General features: G+C 54.8%; 9 protein-coding genes. 4 read left to right on the forward strand and 5 right to left on the reverse strand.

All coding sequences use genetic code 11. The features are described from left to right. Positions 1-68 precede the first annotated feature (68 nt). Complete coding sequence (locus tag UF64_RS17485; protein WP_044829868.1) at positions 69-527, reverse strand: hypothetical protein; 459 nt, start codon at positions 525-527, stop codon at positions 69-71. 286 nt (positions 528-813) lie between these two features. Here UF64_RS17485 and UF64_RS17490 point away from each other — a divergent pair, with 286 nt between their 5' ends. Further along, positions 814-2,019: a hypothetical protein gene (locus UF64_RS17490; RefSeq protein ID WP_200892693.1), complete on the forward strand. Its 1,206-nt coding sequence runs from the start codon at positions 814-816 to the stop codon at positions 2,017-2,019. 92 nt (positions 2,020-2,111) lie between these two features. Here UF64_RS17490 and UF64_RS17495 read toward each other — a convergent pair whose 3' ends face one another. Both UF64_RS17495 and UF64_RS17500 read right to left on the reverse strand, forming a co-directional pair. After that, on the reverse strand, positions 2,112-4,379 hold the full coding sequence (locus UF64_RS17495; protein ID WP_044829869.1) for an NADP-dependent malic enzyme: 2,268 nt from the start codon (positions 4,377-4,379) through the stop codon (positions 2,112-2,114). Positions 4,380-4,889: 510 nt separating this feature from the next. Further along, positions 4,890-5,390, reverse strand: a complete 501-nt coding sequence (locus UF64_RS17500) for a hypothetical protein (RefSeq protein ID WP_044829870.1) — start codon at positions 5,388-5,390, stop codon at positions 4,890-4,892. Between the two features lie 186 nt (positions 5,391-5,576). On the opposite strand from UF64_RS17500, the gene mutS reads away from it, so the two are divergent. Next, on the forward strand, positions 5,577-8,303 hold the full coding sequence (gene mutS, locus UF64_RS17505; protein WP_044829871.1) for a DNA mismatch repair protein MutS: 2,727 nt from the start codon (positions 5,577-5,579) through the stop codon (positions 8,301-8,303). Positions 8,304-8,314: 11 nt separating this feature from the next. Here the strand turns inward: mutS and UF64_RS20460 are convergent, their stop codons facing one another. Next, positions 8,315-8,518: a hypothetical protein gene (locus UF64_RS20460; protein ID WP_152630724.1), complete on the reverse strand. Its 204-nt coding sequence runs from the start codon at positions 8,516-8,518 to the stop codon at positions 8,315-8,317. Between the two features lie 28 nt (positions 8,519-8,546). Continuing rightward, positions 8,547-9,623, reverse strand: coding sequence for a hypothetical protein (locus tag UF64_RS17510; RefSeq protein WP_235285136.1), 1,077 nt, complete (start codon positions 9,621-9,623; stop codon positions 8,547-8,549). Positions 9,624-9,685: 62 nt separating this feature from the next. On the opposite strand from UF64_RS17510, the gene UF64_RS17515 reads away from it, so the two are divergent. Both UF64_RS17515 and murJ read left to right on the forward strand, forming a co-directional pair. Then, a complete protein-coding gene (locus UF64_RS17515) occupies positions 9,686-12,424 on the forward strand; it encodes a [protein-PII] uridylyltransferase (protein WP_044829873.1) in 2,739 nt (912 codons plus the stop codon). An 819-nt stretch (positions 12,425-13,243) separates the two neighbouring features. After that, positions 13,244-14,794 (forward strand): murein biosynthesis integral membrane protein MurJ, encoded by a 1,551-nt coding sequence (murJ, locus tag UF64_RS17525; protein ID WP_044829875.1) that lies wholly within the window; start codon positions 13,244-13,246, stop codon positions 14,792-14,794. The last annotated feature ends 15 nt before the right edge of the window (positions 14,795-14,809 follow it).

Raw genomic sequence — 14,809 nt, forward strand, 5'->3', positions numbered from 1 at the left:
GAAATCATGAAAAAAAGGGGACCCAACCGGGTCCCTTTTGCTTTGCCACCATCAGGCCATGTTACGCGTTACGAACGCCCGCGATAAATCCAGCCATTCTCGGATTTGAGCAGGCGAATTTCATCTTCGATCACCCGGCGATCACCCACCTTGTAAGCACCTTCCTTGAGTGTGAGCATCTTGGTTTTCACAAGGTCCAGCGCATCGCGCACCGTGCTGCCCACATCATCCATCGATCCGGCCGCCTTGCCCTTTTCGGTCACGTCATCGGCGAAATCTTCGACCGTGCGATCAAAGACAAGCTCATAGCGCACCATGACGGTCACTTCGTTGTCTTCTTCGGCAATGCTGTTGGTCTTGGTGACGTTTTCGACATGGCCGACCTTGGCATAGGGATCATCGCGGAACCGTTCGATCACGGCGGTGGTGATTTCATCGGCCGTCGGCCCACTGGCCTGTTCATCTTCACAGGCGGCAAGCAGCGGGAAAAACATGATAACGGCGAAAAACCGGGTCAACTGGCCCATGAGCGATTCCTGTTTTCTAAACGTTTTGTCTGTTCTGCCTGACTTTTGCCGCTGTGATGTGGCGAAAATCAGGTCAGATGTCACATCCTGCCGACAACAACGTCGGTAAGGGGGCATCTCTGCCATCCAGATTACCATTCATCGCCGACAAAACGGCAGGCTGAATTTATTTGCGGCATCCCGCCATGGACCTGATACACAAACGACCCGATATGGTATGGACAGCAAACCTGTTTTCAGTCCTTGAAAATCAGGGTGCTGCGTTCCGAAAGTCCGAGCAAGACACGTGTTATTCGATCTGATCATTGCCATCGCAACCATCGGCGTTGCGTTTGTGCTCTCCATGCGCCGCGTTTCGCGCTCCACCACCTGGCGTGCCGTCGTCACCCCGCTGGCCTCGATCATCGGCAGCGGCTTTTTGCTTCTGGGTCCGTTGCTGAACCTTGGCTATGGCGGCTATGCACCACTGGTCATGCTGGCCCTATGTCTGGTGGCCTATATGTATGGGGCTGTGATCCGCGCCAATATCGCGGCGGGCGAAGATGCCATCATCAACGGCACCCATGGCAAACTGGCGCGAAATGTCGAAACCCTGTCATCCTGGGCGCTGGCCTTTGCCTATATTGTCTCCGTCACCTATTACCTCAATCTGCTGGGTGCCTTTTCGCTCAGCCTGACCCCGTTTAATTCCGCCCTTGATGCCAAACTGATGACCTCGGCGGTCTTCATCATCATCGTCTTTGTCGGCTGGTCACGCGGTTTCCGAAGCCTTGAGCGGCTTGAATATGTTTCGGTCGGCTTGAAACTGGCCATCATTGCCGGTCTTCTCGTCGGGCTGATTGCCCATTTCGGCGAACAGGCCGCCAAGGATCAGCTGATCTTCAATGCCCAGAACATCACCGGCTGGTCGGCAATCACCATGGCCTTTGGTCTTCTGATCACCGTGCAGGGGTTTGAGACATCGCGCTATCTGGGATCAAGCTATGATGCCCAAACGCGCATCCGATCCATGCGCTTGGCCCAGTGGCTGTCGACCCTGATCTATCTGGTTTACATCCTTCTGATTTCCTATGTCTTCGCACCCGATCAGATGTCGTCATCGGAAACCGGCATCATCGACATGATGGAAATCGTCGCCCCGATCCTGCCCTTCATGCTGGTGGCGGCCGCCATGGCATCCCAATTCAGTGCAGCAATCGCCGATACCAGCGGATCAGGCGGGCTGTTTACCGAACTCTCGCGCAATCGCATTTCCGAACATCAGGCCTATCTTGCACTGGGCATTATCGGCATTGCCCTGACATGGGCGGCCGACATTTTCGCGATTGTGAATTACGCGTCGCGTTGCTTTGCCATCTATTACGGCCTACAGGCCGTCCTTGCCGCCATCATTGCCAGACGGCGCGGCGAAGGCTGGTATCGGGTTGGTTTCTTTGCCCTGCTCGCCACCCTTGGCGCGGCAATTGCCATCTTTGGTCAGGCGGTCGAATAACGCGCAGGCCCGGGCCCGATAAAACCCGAACAGAAAAAAGGCGGAGACTGACTGATCAGCTCCGCCTTTTTTGATGTCTGTTTCTGGCCAGATTAGCCGTGCTCTGCCTCATGGGCAGCAAGCGCTGCCAGGTTGACCAGATCGTTCACGGTCGCCCCCATCTGGGCGATCTGAGCCGGTTTTTCCATGCCGATCATCACCGGACCAACCACCGTGCCACCGCCAAGCTTATCAAGCAGCTTCGATGCCGTGGTTGCCGCATGAAGTGCCGGCATGACCAGAACGTTGGCCGGACCCGACAGGCGGCAGAACGGGTAAAGCTTCAGAAGCTCGGTATCGAGTGCGACATCAACGGCCATATCGCCATCGAACTCGAAATCGACATTGCTCTTTTCCAGAATACCCACCGCTTCGCGGATACGGTCGGTATCCTCGCTGTACGGGTTGCCGAAGGTAGAGTGAGAAACCATCGCCACACGCGGCTCATGACCCATCTGGCGGGCTTTCTCGGCCGCCTGAATGGCGATCTCGGCCAGTTCTTCGGCATTCGGCACATTGTGAACGCGGGTATCGGCGATAAACACTGTCCGGCCCTTGGCGATCGCAATCGAAAGGCCCATCGGAATCTCGCCCTCTTTGGCGTCAATCACGCTGGCGATATCGGCAAAGCTGCGATTGAAGTTCCGGGTAAGCCCCGTGATCAGGCCATCAGCATGACCCTTGGCAACCATAACGGATGCAAAAACGTTACGTTTCTGGTTCACCATGCGCTGGCAATCGCGCCACAAATAGCCTTTGCGCTGCAGGCGTTCATACATGAACTCGGCATATTCGCTATTGTGCTTGGAAAGCGCTGCATTGTTGATCTCGACACCATCCAGGCTGTCGATGCCAAGCTTTTTGGCACTTTCGGCAATGCGGTCTTCACGCCCGATCAGGATCGGCGTGCCATAGCCCGAGTTGCGATACGCCACCGCCGCACGGATGACGGTTTCTTCCTCGCCCTCGGCAAAGGCGATGCGTTTCGGATGTGCACGGACATAATCGGAAATCAGCTGCAGATGTGCCGCGGTCGGATCAAGGCGACCACGCAGCTGGTTTTCGTATTCTTCCATGTCAATGATCGGACGACGTGCGACACCGCTATCCATCGCGGCCTGTGCAACCGCCTTCGGCACTGCCATGATCAGACGCGGGTCAAACGGGGCCGGGATGATATATTCCGGGCCATATTGCAAACGACGCCCGGAATAGGCGGCTGCCACTTCATCGGGCACGTCTTCACGTGCAAGCGATGCCACCGCGTGGGCTGCGGCAATCTTCATTTCCTCGTTGATCGTTGATGCCTGAACATCAAGCGCACCGCGGAAGATATAAGGGAAGCCAAGCACGTTGTTGATCTGGTTCGGATAGTCCGAGCGCCCGGTCGCGCAAATCGCGTCATCACGGATCGATGCAACCTCTTCCGGGGAAATCTCCGGATCCGGGTTGGCCATGGCAAAGATGATCGGCTGTTTGGCCATGCTTTTGACCATCTTGGTCGTCACTGCACCCTTGACCGACAGGCCAAAGAACGCATCCGCACCACTCATCGCATCTTCAAGCGAACGCGCATCGGTATCCGCCGCATGGGCCGATTTCCACTGGTTCATGCCATCTTCACGGCCCTTGTAGATCACACCGCGCGAGTCACACATGATCACGTTGTCATGGGCGACACCCATGCTTTTGACCAGCTCGCAACATGCAATCGCGGCCGCACCGGCCCCATTGATGACAAGCTTGATGTCTTCAAGTTTACGACCCGTCAGGTCGCACGCATTGATCAGGCCAGAAGCCGCAATGATCGCCGTGCCATGCTGGTCATCATGGAACACCGGAATGTCCATGACTTCACGCAGGCGCTGCTCGATGATGAAGCATTCCGGCGCCTTGATGTCTTCAAGGTTGATCCCGCCAAAAGATGCACCCAGGAAGCGCACGCAATTGACGAACTCGTCAACGTCTTCGGTCGAAACTTCAAGATCAAGACCATCAACATCGGCAAAGCGTTTAAACAGAACAGCCTTGCCTTCCATCACCGGCTTGGAGGCCAGCGCACCAAGATTGCCAAGGCCCAGAACGGCAGTACCGTTGGAAATGACCGCAACGATGTTGCCCTTGGAGGTATAGTCATAGGCGGTCGCCGGGTTCTTGGCGATTTCAAGACAAGGCACCGCAACACCCGGCGAATACGCCAGCGAAAGGTCGCGCTGAGTGGTCAGCGGTTTGGATGCGGTGATTTCGATTTTGCCGGGGCGGCCGCTGGAATGAAACAGCAGCGCTTCACGGTCACGAACCTTGATTTCTTTATCTGACATTGTGTTTTTCACTGACGCTTGCGTGGTGAGATGGAAAGCAACCTGTTCGGTCTGTGTTCTTCTTGAGTGTAGTTTATCCTGATCGACAAATTTCCGGTGTGGGACCGTCATGTCGGACCGCCCAATAAATCAGGCTTCTTGCCCCGGGTCAAAGGCGACGTTAACGGCAACCGCAAAATTACGTAGCGTTTTCCGTATGTTGCGTCGCAACATGCCCATCAGATCCGGCCTGTCTCACGGGCCAAAATTCAACCTTGGGCATCCCGGTGCGAGCGGGCATGTCGTCCGGCCCGGCAAGAAGCCGTGATTTTTCAGGGATATAATCGCACGCGCGCAAATGGCCCGGTTAATCGACGTTTCTATTGCGCCGCGCAATCAAGGCCGGGCTTGAGCCCCGAGCATGAACTTTCCATGATACGAAAAACGGGGGATGATGCCCCCGTGATCCTGTTGCCGTGCCAGCGTTGCGCTGTCGCGCTATGCAGAGTCTGCTGCAACGGTGGCCGCTGCTTATTTCGGCATATGCATGTGGATGTTGGTCGCACCATGCTTTTCAAGGATGGCGCGTGCCTTGCCTTCGGCACCGTCATGGTCTGGATCAATCCGCACCCAAAGGATGACCGAGCCGGCGTCCACCGCGCGGGCGAAATCATCGGTATGCGGGGTGGAGGTCACTTCATCGATGAACTCACGCAGGGCCACCGCACCCACACCGGCACCGACCGCAATCGCAGCAGCCGCAGTTGCAGCACCACCAAACAGGGCAATCGCACCGGATGCCACCAGCGGCACTTCATATTTGGTTTCACCGACCAGCGCGGTCAGCACATCCGACCAGGACCGGCCATCCTTGCCAGCCACATCGATGGATTCATGGGAGCTAAGGACCGACAGATCGGTGCGTTCAAACCCGGCATCGCGAAGCGCACGCAGGGCCGCATCGAAACCGTCCTTGGTATCAAACAGTCCGACCAGTTCCGGGGCCTGCGGGATGGTTTGTTCTTCTGCCATTTTGTACGCTCCTTGCTCACTGTTATTCTGTCGCCGAAACCGGCGTTTGGTTGTTGCTCTGTATCTTTATATATTTCGCAGAAATTCAGGCGTTGCAATGGCATAGATCAAGTTTTATCACCGCACCAGTTCGGGTCACTCTCTACGCCTCTCGTCTTTGCCTTCAGGGTTTGCTATCAAGTCATCATGAACCAGATCGCTGATAATTCCGATACCACACCGACCGCCCCTTCCTTCTCTAGGGATGGCGCGACGCCGATGATGATGCAGTTCCTTGAAATCAAGGAACAGTATCAGGACTGCCTGCTGTTTTATCGGATGGGCGATTTCTACGAGCTGTTCTTTGACGACGCGGTCAAGGCCGCCGAAGCCCTTGATATTGCCCTGACAAAACGCGGCAAGCATCAGGGTAACGAAATTCCCATGGCCGGTGTTCCCGTCCATAGCCACGAAACCTATCTGCAGCGCCTGATCCGCAAAGGTTTCCGGGTGGCCGTCTGTGAACAGATGGAAGACCCGGCCGAAGCCAAAAAGCGCGGTGCCAAATCCGTGGTCAAGCGCGGTGTCGTCCGCCTGATTACGCCGGGTACACTGACCGAAGACAGCCTGCTTGATGCACGGCGCCATAACTATCTGGCCGCTGTATCGGAAGTCCGCGGCAAGATCGGACTGGCCTGGCTTGATATGTCGACCGGGGATTTCTTTGTTCAGCCATCCGACATGGCGGGTCTTAGTGCCGCTCTTGCCCGGCTTGATCCGGGTGAAATCCTGTTTTCGGAAAAGATGCTGAACCGATCCGAAGTGTTCGACATCTATGCCGAATATAAAAACATCATCACCCCGCAGCCGACCGCGCGCTTTGATGCCGAAAACGCTCAGCTGCGCCTCAAAAAGCTTTATGAGGTCGAGGCCCTTGATGCCTTTGGCGGCTTTGAAGTGGCCGAGCTGTCGGCTGCCGGTGCGCTGATTGATTATGTCGAGCTGACCCAGAAGGGTCAGATGCCCCGCCTCGCCCCACCGACCCGTGTGGCCGAGGGGGCAGCGATGGAAATCGACGCCGCAACGCGTCGGTCACTCGAACTCATCCAGACCCAGTCGGGTGAACGCAAGGGCTCCCTGCTTTCGGTCATTGACCGCACCCGCACCGGGGCTGGCGCGCGTTTGCTGGCGGCCCGCCTGTCTGCGCCGCTGACCAATGCTGATGAAGTTAACAAGCGCCTTGATCTGGTGGAATATTTCCATGATCGCGATGGTTTGCGATCTGATCTGCGCGCGGCCCTTGGCGAATGCCCCGATATTGAACGTGCGCTGTCGCGCCTGTCGGTTGGCCGTGGCGGTCCGCGTGATATGGCGGCAATGCGCGATGGTCTGTCCTGTGCCTTTGCGATTGGCAATCTTCTGAACAAGCCCGATGGCGGCAATGACGGACTGACCGCACAGCCCGAAGCCCTTTCGGACCATTTGACCATGATGGGTCATCACGGCGATCTGATTGATCTGTTGCGCCGCGCGATTGCCGAAAGCCTGCCGCTTCTGGCGCGCGATGGCGGCTTTATTGCCGGGGGTTATCACCCGCCGCTTGATGAGCTCCGCATGCTTTCAAGCGAAAGCAAAAAGCTGATCGCCAATCTGCAGGCCCGCTATACCGAGCAGACCGGGATTTCCAATCTCAAGGTCAAGCACAACAACGTTCTGGGCTATTTCATCGAAGTGTCGGCCAAGACCGCTGACAAGATGATGGAAATGGATGAGTTCATCCACCGCCAGACCATGGCCAATGCGGTGCGCTTTACCACCGTCGAACTGTCTGAGCTTGAAAGTAAGGTCTCCAAGGCCGGTGATCAGGCCCTCGCCCTTGAGCTGGAGCTGTTTGAAGAACTGGTTTCGGCCGTTCTGGCCAAGGCCGATGACATCGCCAAATGCGCCCAGGCGCTTGCCGGACTTGATGTCTCAGCCGCCCTTTCGGAACTGGCGCGCGATCAGGGCTGCATTCGCCCGAACATTGATAACAGCCTCGCCTTTGACATCACTGCGGGTCGTCATCCGGTGGTCGAAGCCGCCTTGCGCGAAAATGGCGATTCACCGTTTGTCGCCAATGACTGCCGCCTTGAAGATGAACAAAGCCTGTGGCTGATCACCGGTCCGAACATGGCCGGTAAATCGACCTTCCTGCGTCAAAACGCCCTGATTGCCGTTCTGGCCCAGATCGGTGCCTTTGTCCCGGCGGCCAAGGCCCATATCGGCGTGATTGACCGACTGTTTTCGCGCGTAGGTGCTGCCGATGATCTGGCGCGCGGGCGCTCGACCTTCATGGTCGAAATGGTCGAAACGGCATCGATCCTTAATCAGGCAACCGATCGCTCGCTTGTCATTCTGGATGAAATCGGGCGCGGGACGGCGACCTTTGATGGCCTCTCAATCGCTTGGGCCGTGGTTGAAAACCTCCATGAAATCAACAAATGCCGTGGCCTCTTTGCCACCCACTATCACGAACTGACGGCCCTTGCCGCCAAGCTCGAACACCTGTCATGCCACACCATGCTGATCAAGGAATGGCAGGGCGAGGTCGTCTTCCTTCATGAAGTCGGCGCAGGCAGTGCGGATCGATCCTACGGCATTCATGTCGCCCAGCTGGCTGGCCTGCCCAAACCGGTGATCAAGCGCGCCGAGCAGGTTCTCAAAACCCTTGAAAAGGGTGAACAGGGCGGTGCGGTATCCAAGCTTGCCGATGACTTGCCGCTATTTGCTGTCGCCATCGAGCAGGCCGCCAAGGAAGAACGCGCAAGCACCCCTGCCCTGTCAGACGATCAAAAGGCGGTTCTCGATGCGGTTTCCGATCTTGATCCCGACAACATGACCCCGCGCGAAGCCCTTGATGCGCTTTATCGCTTACGCACTTATCAGGAAAAATAAGCAGAAAATATCTATTTCTTTAGGGAACTAAGGTAAAAGTCTGCAGAAGAGCGGATTAACTGTGCAAACTTACGTCTATCCTCAACAGAACTATCCACTTGAGCGATACGACAAGACTCTACTTCAAGTTGCCTTGCCATTTCTAAGACAGTTGTCTGTTTCGATTCTGGATTCGAAACAGATGAAACAGGATATTGATTGGCAGCGTTTGACATAGTCAATCTCCCGAAGTTAATCGCCAGTTTAGCGCGATGGAATGAGTTTGTCGATATCTAGCAGTGGATTTTCGCCAGCTCGCTCGACGAGTATACCAACGACAGCGGCGGCGGCTTCTACCACGAGGCAATTGCTTGAGTCAAACCTACCAACGACATCTGAACTACCTATTAACACACCATATGGTTGTTCAGAATTATGTTTATTCATAATAGGACAAGACACATAGGAAACATATGTTGCTGTGTCGTAGTCTTTCGTGTGCTCGTTGGGCACGCACATTGCGTTTGAAATATCTTGGCTATTCGCATTTTGTGTGATGGTTGCCCCTTCGATCTGGGCTGTAGCCTTTTGGAATGTCATGCCAACATGTCCAAAACCGCTCTTCCATTCCCGACCCATTCCATCGGAAGGGTGATTTTTTGCACAACTCCTCCAAACCGGCCTCAAACAGTCTGATGAGGAATCATATAAATAAACTGAGAACGACCACTTTTCTCCAGCTTCAAACTCAAAAACATCATGTGAATTCCAAATAACGCTAGCTAGTGACTCATCTATCATTCGGTTTAGGCCAATGGAATCATTATACTTTTTCTCTATATATTTATCGATCATCGAAAGTGACGACCTCATCCAGAAAAAAATTAATACATTTCTATCCAGAGAAACCTCTACCTTGTTTTTCTGCTCCAAAAGGAGCTCATATCGTTGGCAAATATCTTCAACATCATAATGGATTAGCGAGCTGACATGACCGTCATTGAACACAAAACTAGAAACTACAACTTGCATCACAAGAATTAATGCAACAATTATCCAAAACATATTGGCATTTAGGGAAATCATGTCGTCCTTAAACGCCAGTATTACGGCAGCGAACAATGGTATAATCACAAGCGCGCAAACTTTAGCTGTGGTTTTAAAGTTCTGAATCGACCTTAATTCTTGCTCTGAGCGTTTTTTATATTTTCTAAGAACTCTCGAAAAATCCCCCACTTTCCCCCCTCCAACCACAAAATATAAACACATCAAAAGCCTAAACTGAACATACTCTACTTTAGATTGATGTAAATTAAAAATATAAACTCTAACGGTTAGCACATGTCGCAGCCCACATTTCAAGCACTTTACCGTCAATCAAATAACCCATAATAGTATTGACTATGTACAAGATCAGAAAGCAGCGCGAAATCATCGACCGCAAAAAGGTCTTTGCCGAGCTTGAGGCCATCGCAAATGATCCCGAACTCAAAAGCTTCAAACAGCGAACCGCTGTTCTCAACAAGCTGAAATCGGTGCTTGAGGCCGGGCGTGCCGTCATCCGCGCGCGCTTCGAAGAAAGCAATTCCGGGCAGGACACGGTTTTCTCAAACAGTTTCCTGATGGATCAGATCGTGCGTCTGATCCACGATTTCGCCACCACGTTTGAATATCCGCTGCACAATCCGACCAATGAACAGCGCATGTCAGTCGTGGCTGTTGGCGGCTATGGCCGGGGTGACATGGCACCGCATTCGGATGTCGATATTCTGTTTCTGTTTCCCTACAAACAGACCGCCAATGGCGAGCAGGTCGTTGAATTCATTCTTTATATGCTGTGGGATCTCGGGCTTAAGGTCGGCCATGCGACGCGCTCGGTCGAAGATTGCCTGCGCATGGGAAAACAGGACATCACCATTCGCACCAACCTGCTGGAAAGCCGGTTCGTCTGGGGGGATGAGGAAACCTACAAGCTGTTTCGCGCCCGCTTCATGGACGAACTGGTCAAGGGCAGCGGCATCGAGTTCATCGAAAAGAAACTCGGCGAGCGCGATGAACGCCATACCCGCATGGGCGATTCGCGCTATGTGGTCGAACCCAACGTCAAGGACGGCAAGGGCGGGCTTCGCGATCTCCATACCCTGTTCTGGATTGGCAAATACCTTTATCGCGTCAATTCACCGATGGAGCTGGTTGATCTCAAGGTCCTGACGCGTAAGGAAGCACTCGGCTTCCTCAAGGCACAGAACTTCCTCTGGGCGGTACGTTGCTGGCTGCATTATCTGTCTGACCGCGAAGAAGACCGCCTGACATTCGACATGCAGCGCGAAATCGCAAACCGCCTTGGCTATACCGATCATGCCGGCGCATCCGGCGTTGAGCGCTTCATGAAGCACTATTACCTGATGGTGAAGCATGTCGGCAGCCTGACGCGCATCTTCTGCGCAGCCCTTGAAGAAAGCCATCAGCGTCGCCCGCTGATCCGCTTCCCGGGCAAGCTGTTTGGCACCAAGGAAATTGACGGGTTTGAACTGCGCAATGAACGCCTGACGGTCGAAAGCCTTGATGTTTTCAAGAACGACCCGATCAAGATTTTGCGCCTGTTTCTGGTCGCCCATCAGAACCGGGTCGGCATTCACCCGGAGACGCTTCGCTGGATCACGCAAAGCCTGAAATATGTTGATCACAAGCTGCAAAATGATCCGGACGCCAACGAGGTCTTCCTTGAAATCCTTACCCAGCGCGACAGCCCGGATGTGACGCTCCGCAAGATGAACGAGGCCGGCGTACTGGGCCGTTTCATCCCCGATTTCGGGCGTGTCGTCGCCCAGATGCAGTATGACATGTACCACACCTACACCGTGGACGAGCATACCATCCGCGCGATCGGCATCCTCAATCAGATCGAAACCGGCGAACTGGCCGAAGACGCACCTGTCGCCACCCGCATCATGGGTCAGGTGATTTCACGCCGTGTGCTCTATGTCGCGGTCCTGCTCCATGACATCGCCAAGGGACGTGGCGGCGATCATTCGGAACTCGGTGCTAAAGTTGCCGAAAAGCTGTGCCCGCGTCTGGGCCTGTCGCCAGCCGATACCGAAACCGTTGCCTGGCTGGTCAAGGCGCATCTGTGGATGAGCCTGACCGCGTTCAAGCGTGATCTTAATGATCCCAGCACCATTCGTTCCTTCGCCGATCTGGTGCAATCACAGGAACGCCTGCGTCTGTTGCTGTGTCTGACAGTTGCCGATATCCGGGCGGTCGGCCCGAACATCTGGAACGGTTGGAAGGCGACGCTTCTGCGTGAACTTTATTACGCCACCGATGACATGCTGTCGGGCGGTCTTAATGCGGATAGCCGCGATTCGCGCGTTGCCAACGCACAAGCAGCCCTTCGCGAAGCGCTCAAGGATTGGCCGGAGAAGGATATCGAGGACTTTATCGAACGCGGCTATCCGTCCTATTGGCTGAGTTTCGATACCGACATCCACGTCCATCACGCCCATCTGACCCATGAGGCCCGGAAATCCGGGGCCGACATCACGGTCGATGTGCGCATTGATGCCGATATTGATGCCACCGAAATCACCGTGCATTGCACCGACCATCCCGGCCTGTTTTCCCAAATCGCCGGGGCCATGGCGCTGTGCGGGGCCAACGTAGTCGATGCAAAGATCCTCACGCTTGCGGACGGTATGGCGCTTGATACCTTCTTTATCCAGGACACCAATGGCGAGGCGTTTAACGACACGGCCAAGCTCGAACGCCTGCGCGAAACCCTGGAAAAGGTCATTTCCGGTCAAATTCGCCCAAGTCAGGAAATCCAGCGGCGCCAGACCAAGGATAACAAGCACCGCACCGCGGTCTTCAAGGTCGAACCGAACGTCATCATCGATAACAAGGCCAGCCGCACCCACACGGTGATTGAAATCACCGCGCGTGACCGTCAGGGCCTGCTGTATGACATCACGCGTGCGCTGCGCGATCTTTCCATGCAGATCGCCTCGGCCCGGATTTCCACCTTTGGCGAGCGCGCGGTTGACGTGTTTTACGTGAAGGATGTGTTCGGGCTCAAGATCGACAGCCGGACCAAGTTCGTGCAGGTCAAGGAAACCCTGACCCAGGCGATTCGCAACGACTAGGGTCGAATCCCAAATTCAAACAAGCCGGATCGATCCAATACCCATGCGCTACCATCGGTAACACCACGGTATGGATCAGATCCGGCTGTTCCCGGCCGTTATGGCCGGTACAGTGCTCGTATTTGCTCATATTCTTTTTTGGAAATTGTGACGGACGAGGAAGGGTAAAACCAAACCCGGCAGCGCGACCTGTTATTCACGGTGCCGAAATCCTCGGAGTGCAGCAGGTTGAGGTGGATCCCTTAATTCCCCGCCCGTCCAATATGAGGCTCGCGTCCCAACGAACCCTCAGCGAGTCAGAATATGGAGCCATCGCAACTGTTTTTCTGTGACGGTTGTCACAGGGCCCCCAAAAAAATCATCTTTTTCAATCAAGTTCATAAAAATGCGATATATCCCGCCACTTCTGGCGGCGAAAATTACGACTATTTTCACCTTCGGCTGTCAGATTTCTGTCCATCAAGCTTGAAAATACCGCAATCGCACGTCATCACCGCCTGATTGATCGACCGGTTTGACGTCGAATCGCGACTTAGGGTCAGGACCTACTAATTTGATTTGAATGGCGGAGTTTATATTTGTGAAATCCAAGGAAAATTCCGCCGAGCGGGTTGGTATCCCGCACAAGGGATTTGACGCAGGAGTTCGCAAATATAAACTCCGTCTTTCGGATCGCTCAGATTTGCACGGGCTACTTTGTCGCAAAACCTTGAAAGATAAAAATCTTCCGGCGGCTTCGCTTCGTGTATCCGCACAAATCTGAGCGACCATTCAAACCAAATTAGTAGGTCCTGACCCTAAATACGGAACGCTTAAAGAATGTCGCTTGTCCGCTCTATTGCCACGGTGAGTGGTTTTACCCTGCTGTCCCGGTTGCTGGGATTTTGCCGCGATATTCTGATTGCCGGGATGCTCGGTGCGGGCGGCATGGCCGATGCGTTCTTTGTCGCGTTCAAGTTTCCCAACCTGTTTCGTCGCCTGTTTGGCGAAGGCGCGTTTTCCGCAGCCTTCATCCCGCTTCTGGCCAGCGACATTGAAAAACGCGGTCTGGATGTCGCGCGCGAATTTGCGGCGCGCGCCATGTCGATGCTGGTTCTGATCACCGGTTTTCTGGTGGCGATCATTGAAATCCTGATGCCCTGGGCGATGTATGTGTTTGCGCCGGGTTTTGCCGAAAACCCTGAAAAGTTCGCACTTGCCGTCGAACTGTCGCGCATCACATTTCCCTATCTGGCGTTTATTTCCGCCGTCGCCCTGATGTCTGGCGTGCTTAACACCCTGCATCGCTATGCCGCTGCAGCCGCCGCCCCGATCATTCTTAATATCTGCCTGATTGCGGCCTTGCTTGGCCTGACACCCGTGACCGAAACCCCCGCCCACGCCCTTGCATGGGGGGTGGCGATTGCCGGTGTTGCACAATTCATTGCCCTGGTGATTGCCTGCAAGCGGGCTGGCTTTGCCATCAAATGGCAGCTGCCGCGCGTTGATGACCGCATCAAGCTTCTCGGTAAACGCATGATCCCGGGCATGATTGGCGCGGGGGTCTATCAGATCAATCTTCTGATCGACACCATGTTGGCCTCCCTTGTGTCCGACGGTGCGGTTTCCTGGCTTTACTATGCCGATCGTGTGCAGCAACTCCCGCTTGGCGTCATTGGCATTGCCATTGGTACGGCCCTTTTGCCAACCCTTTCGCGCCAGTTGCAGGGCGATGATGCCAAAACCGCGATGTATAGCCAGAATCGCGGTATTGAAATCGCCCTTCTCCTTACCCTTCCGGCCGCGGTTGCCCTTGGGGTCATGGGACTTCCGGTGATCAACGTTCTGTTTGAACGCGGGGCCTTTGGCGCGGAAGAAACCCTGATGACCGGCATGGCGCTGACGGTCTTTGCCTTTGGCCTGCCGGCCTCGGTTCTGGTCAAGGTGTTGGCACCGGGCTTCTTTGCCCGCGAAGACACCAAAACACCGATCCGCATCGGCATTTCCTGCATGGTACTCAACATCATTCTGATCGTGGTTTTGATGCCATGGTTCGGACATCTTGGTATTGCGGCAGCGACCTCTGTTTCGGTCTGGGTCAATGCGATGTCGCTTGGCATTATCTTGCACCGGCGCGGCGATCTGACATTTGATAGCCGCCTGACCCGGCGTGTGCCGCGCATTCTTCTGGCATCCACCCTGATGGGATCGGCCCTTTGGTTTGCCATTGACGCCTTCTGGCAAAATGATGCGCTTTCGATCACGCGGATCATCACCATGGCGATCTGTGTTGGTGGCGGCATGGCGGTTTATGCCATCAGCGCCCAACTGCTTGGCGCGACCAGCGTTTCCGAGCTCAAAAGTACTTTGAAACGCGGAAAACCCGCCTGATTACAATTAATCGAC

The sequence above is a fragment of the Thalassospira sp. HJ genome, assembly GCF_000948415.1.
Taxonomy (GTDB): domain Bacteria; phylum Pseudomonadota; class Alphaproteobacteria; order Rhodospirillales; family Thalassospiraceae; genus Thalassospira.

What these genes read in the sequence shown, in the direction of transcription:
- UF64_RS17515 (WP_044829873.1), top strand. Translation starts at nt 9,686, where the DNA reads ATGTACAAGATCAGAAAGCAGCGCGAAATCATCGACCGCAAAAAGGTC.
- UF64_RS17485 (WP_044829868.1), bottom strand. Translation starts at nt 527, where the DNA reads ATGGGCCAGTTGACCCGGTTTTTCGCCGTTATCATGTTTTTCCCGCTG.
- murJ (WP_044829875.1), top strand. Translation starts at nt 13,244, where the DNA reads ATGTCGCTTGTCCGCTCTATTGCCACGGTGAGTGGTTTTACCCTGCTG.
- UF64_RS17500 (WP_044829870.1), bottom strand. Translation starts at nt 5,390, where the DNA reads ATGGCAGAAGAACAAACCATCCCGCAGGCCCCGGAACTGGTCGGACTG.
- UF64_RS20460 (WP_152630724.1), bottom strand. Translation starts at nt 8,518, where the DNA reads ATGTCAAACGCTGCCAATCAATATCCTGTTTCATCTGTTTCGAATCCA.
- UF64_RS17495 (WP_044829869.1), bottom strand. Translation starts at nt 4,379, where the DNA reads ATGTCAGATAAAGAAATCAAGGTTCGTGACCGTGAAGCGCTGCTGTTT.
- mutS (WP_044829871.1), top strand. Translation starts at nt 5,577, where the DNA reads ATGAACCAGATCGCTGATAATTCCGATACCACACCGACCGCCCCTTCC.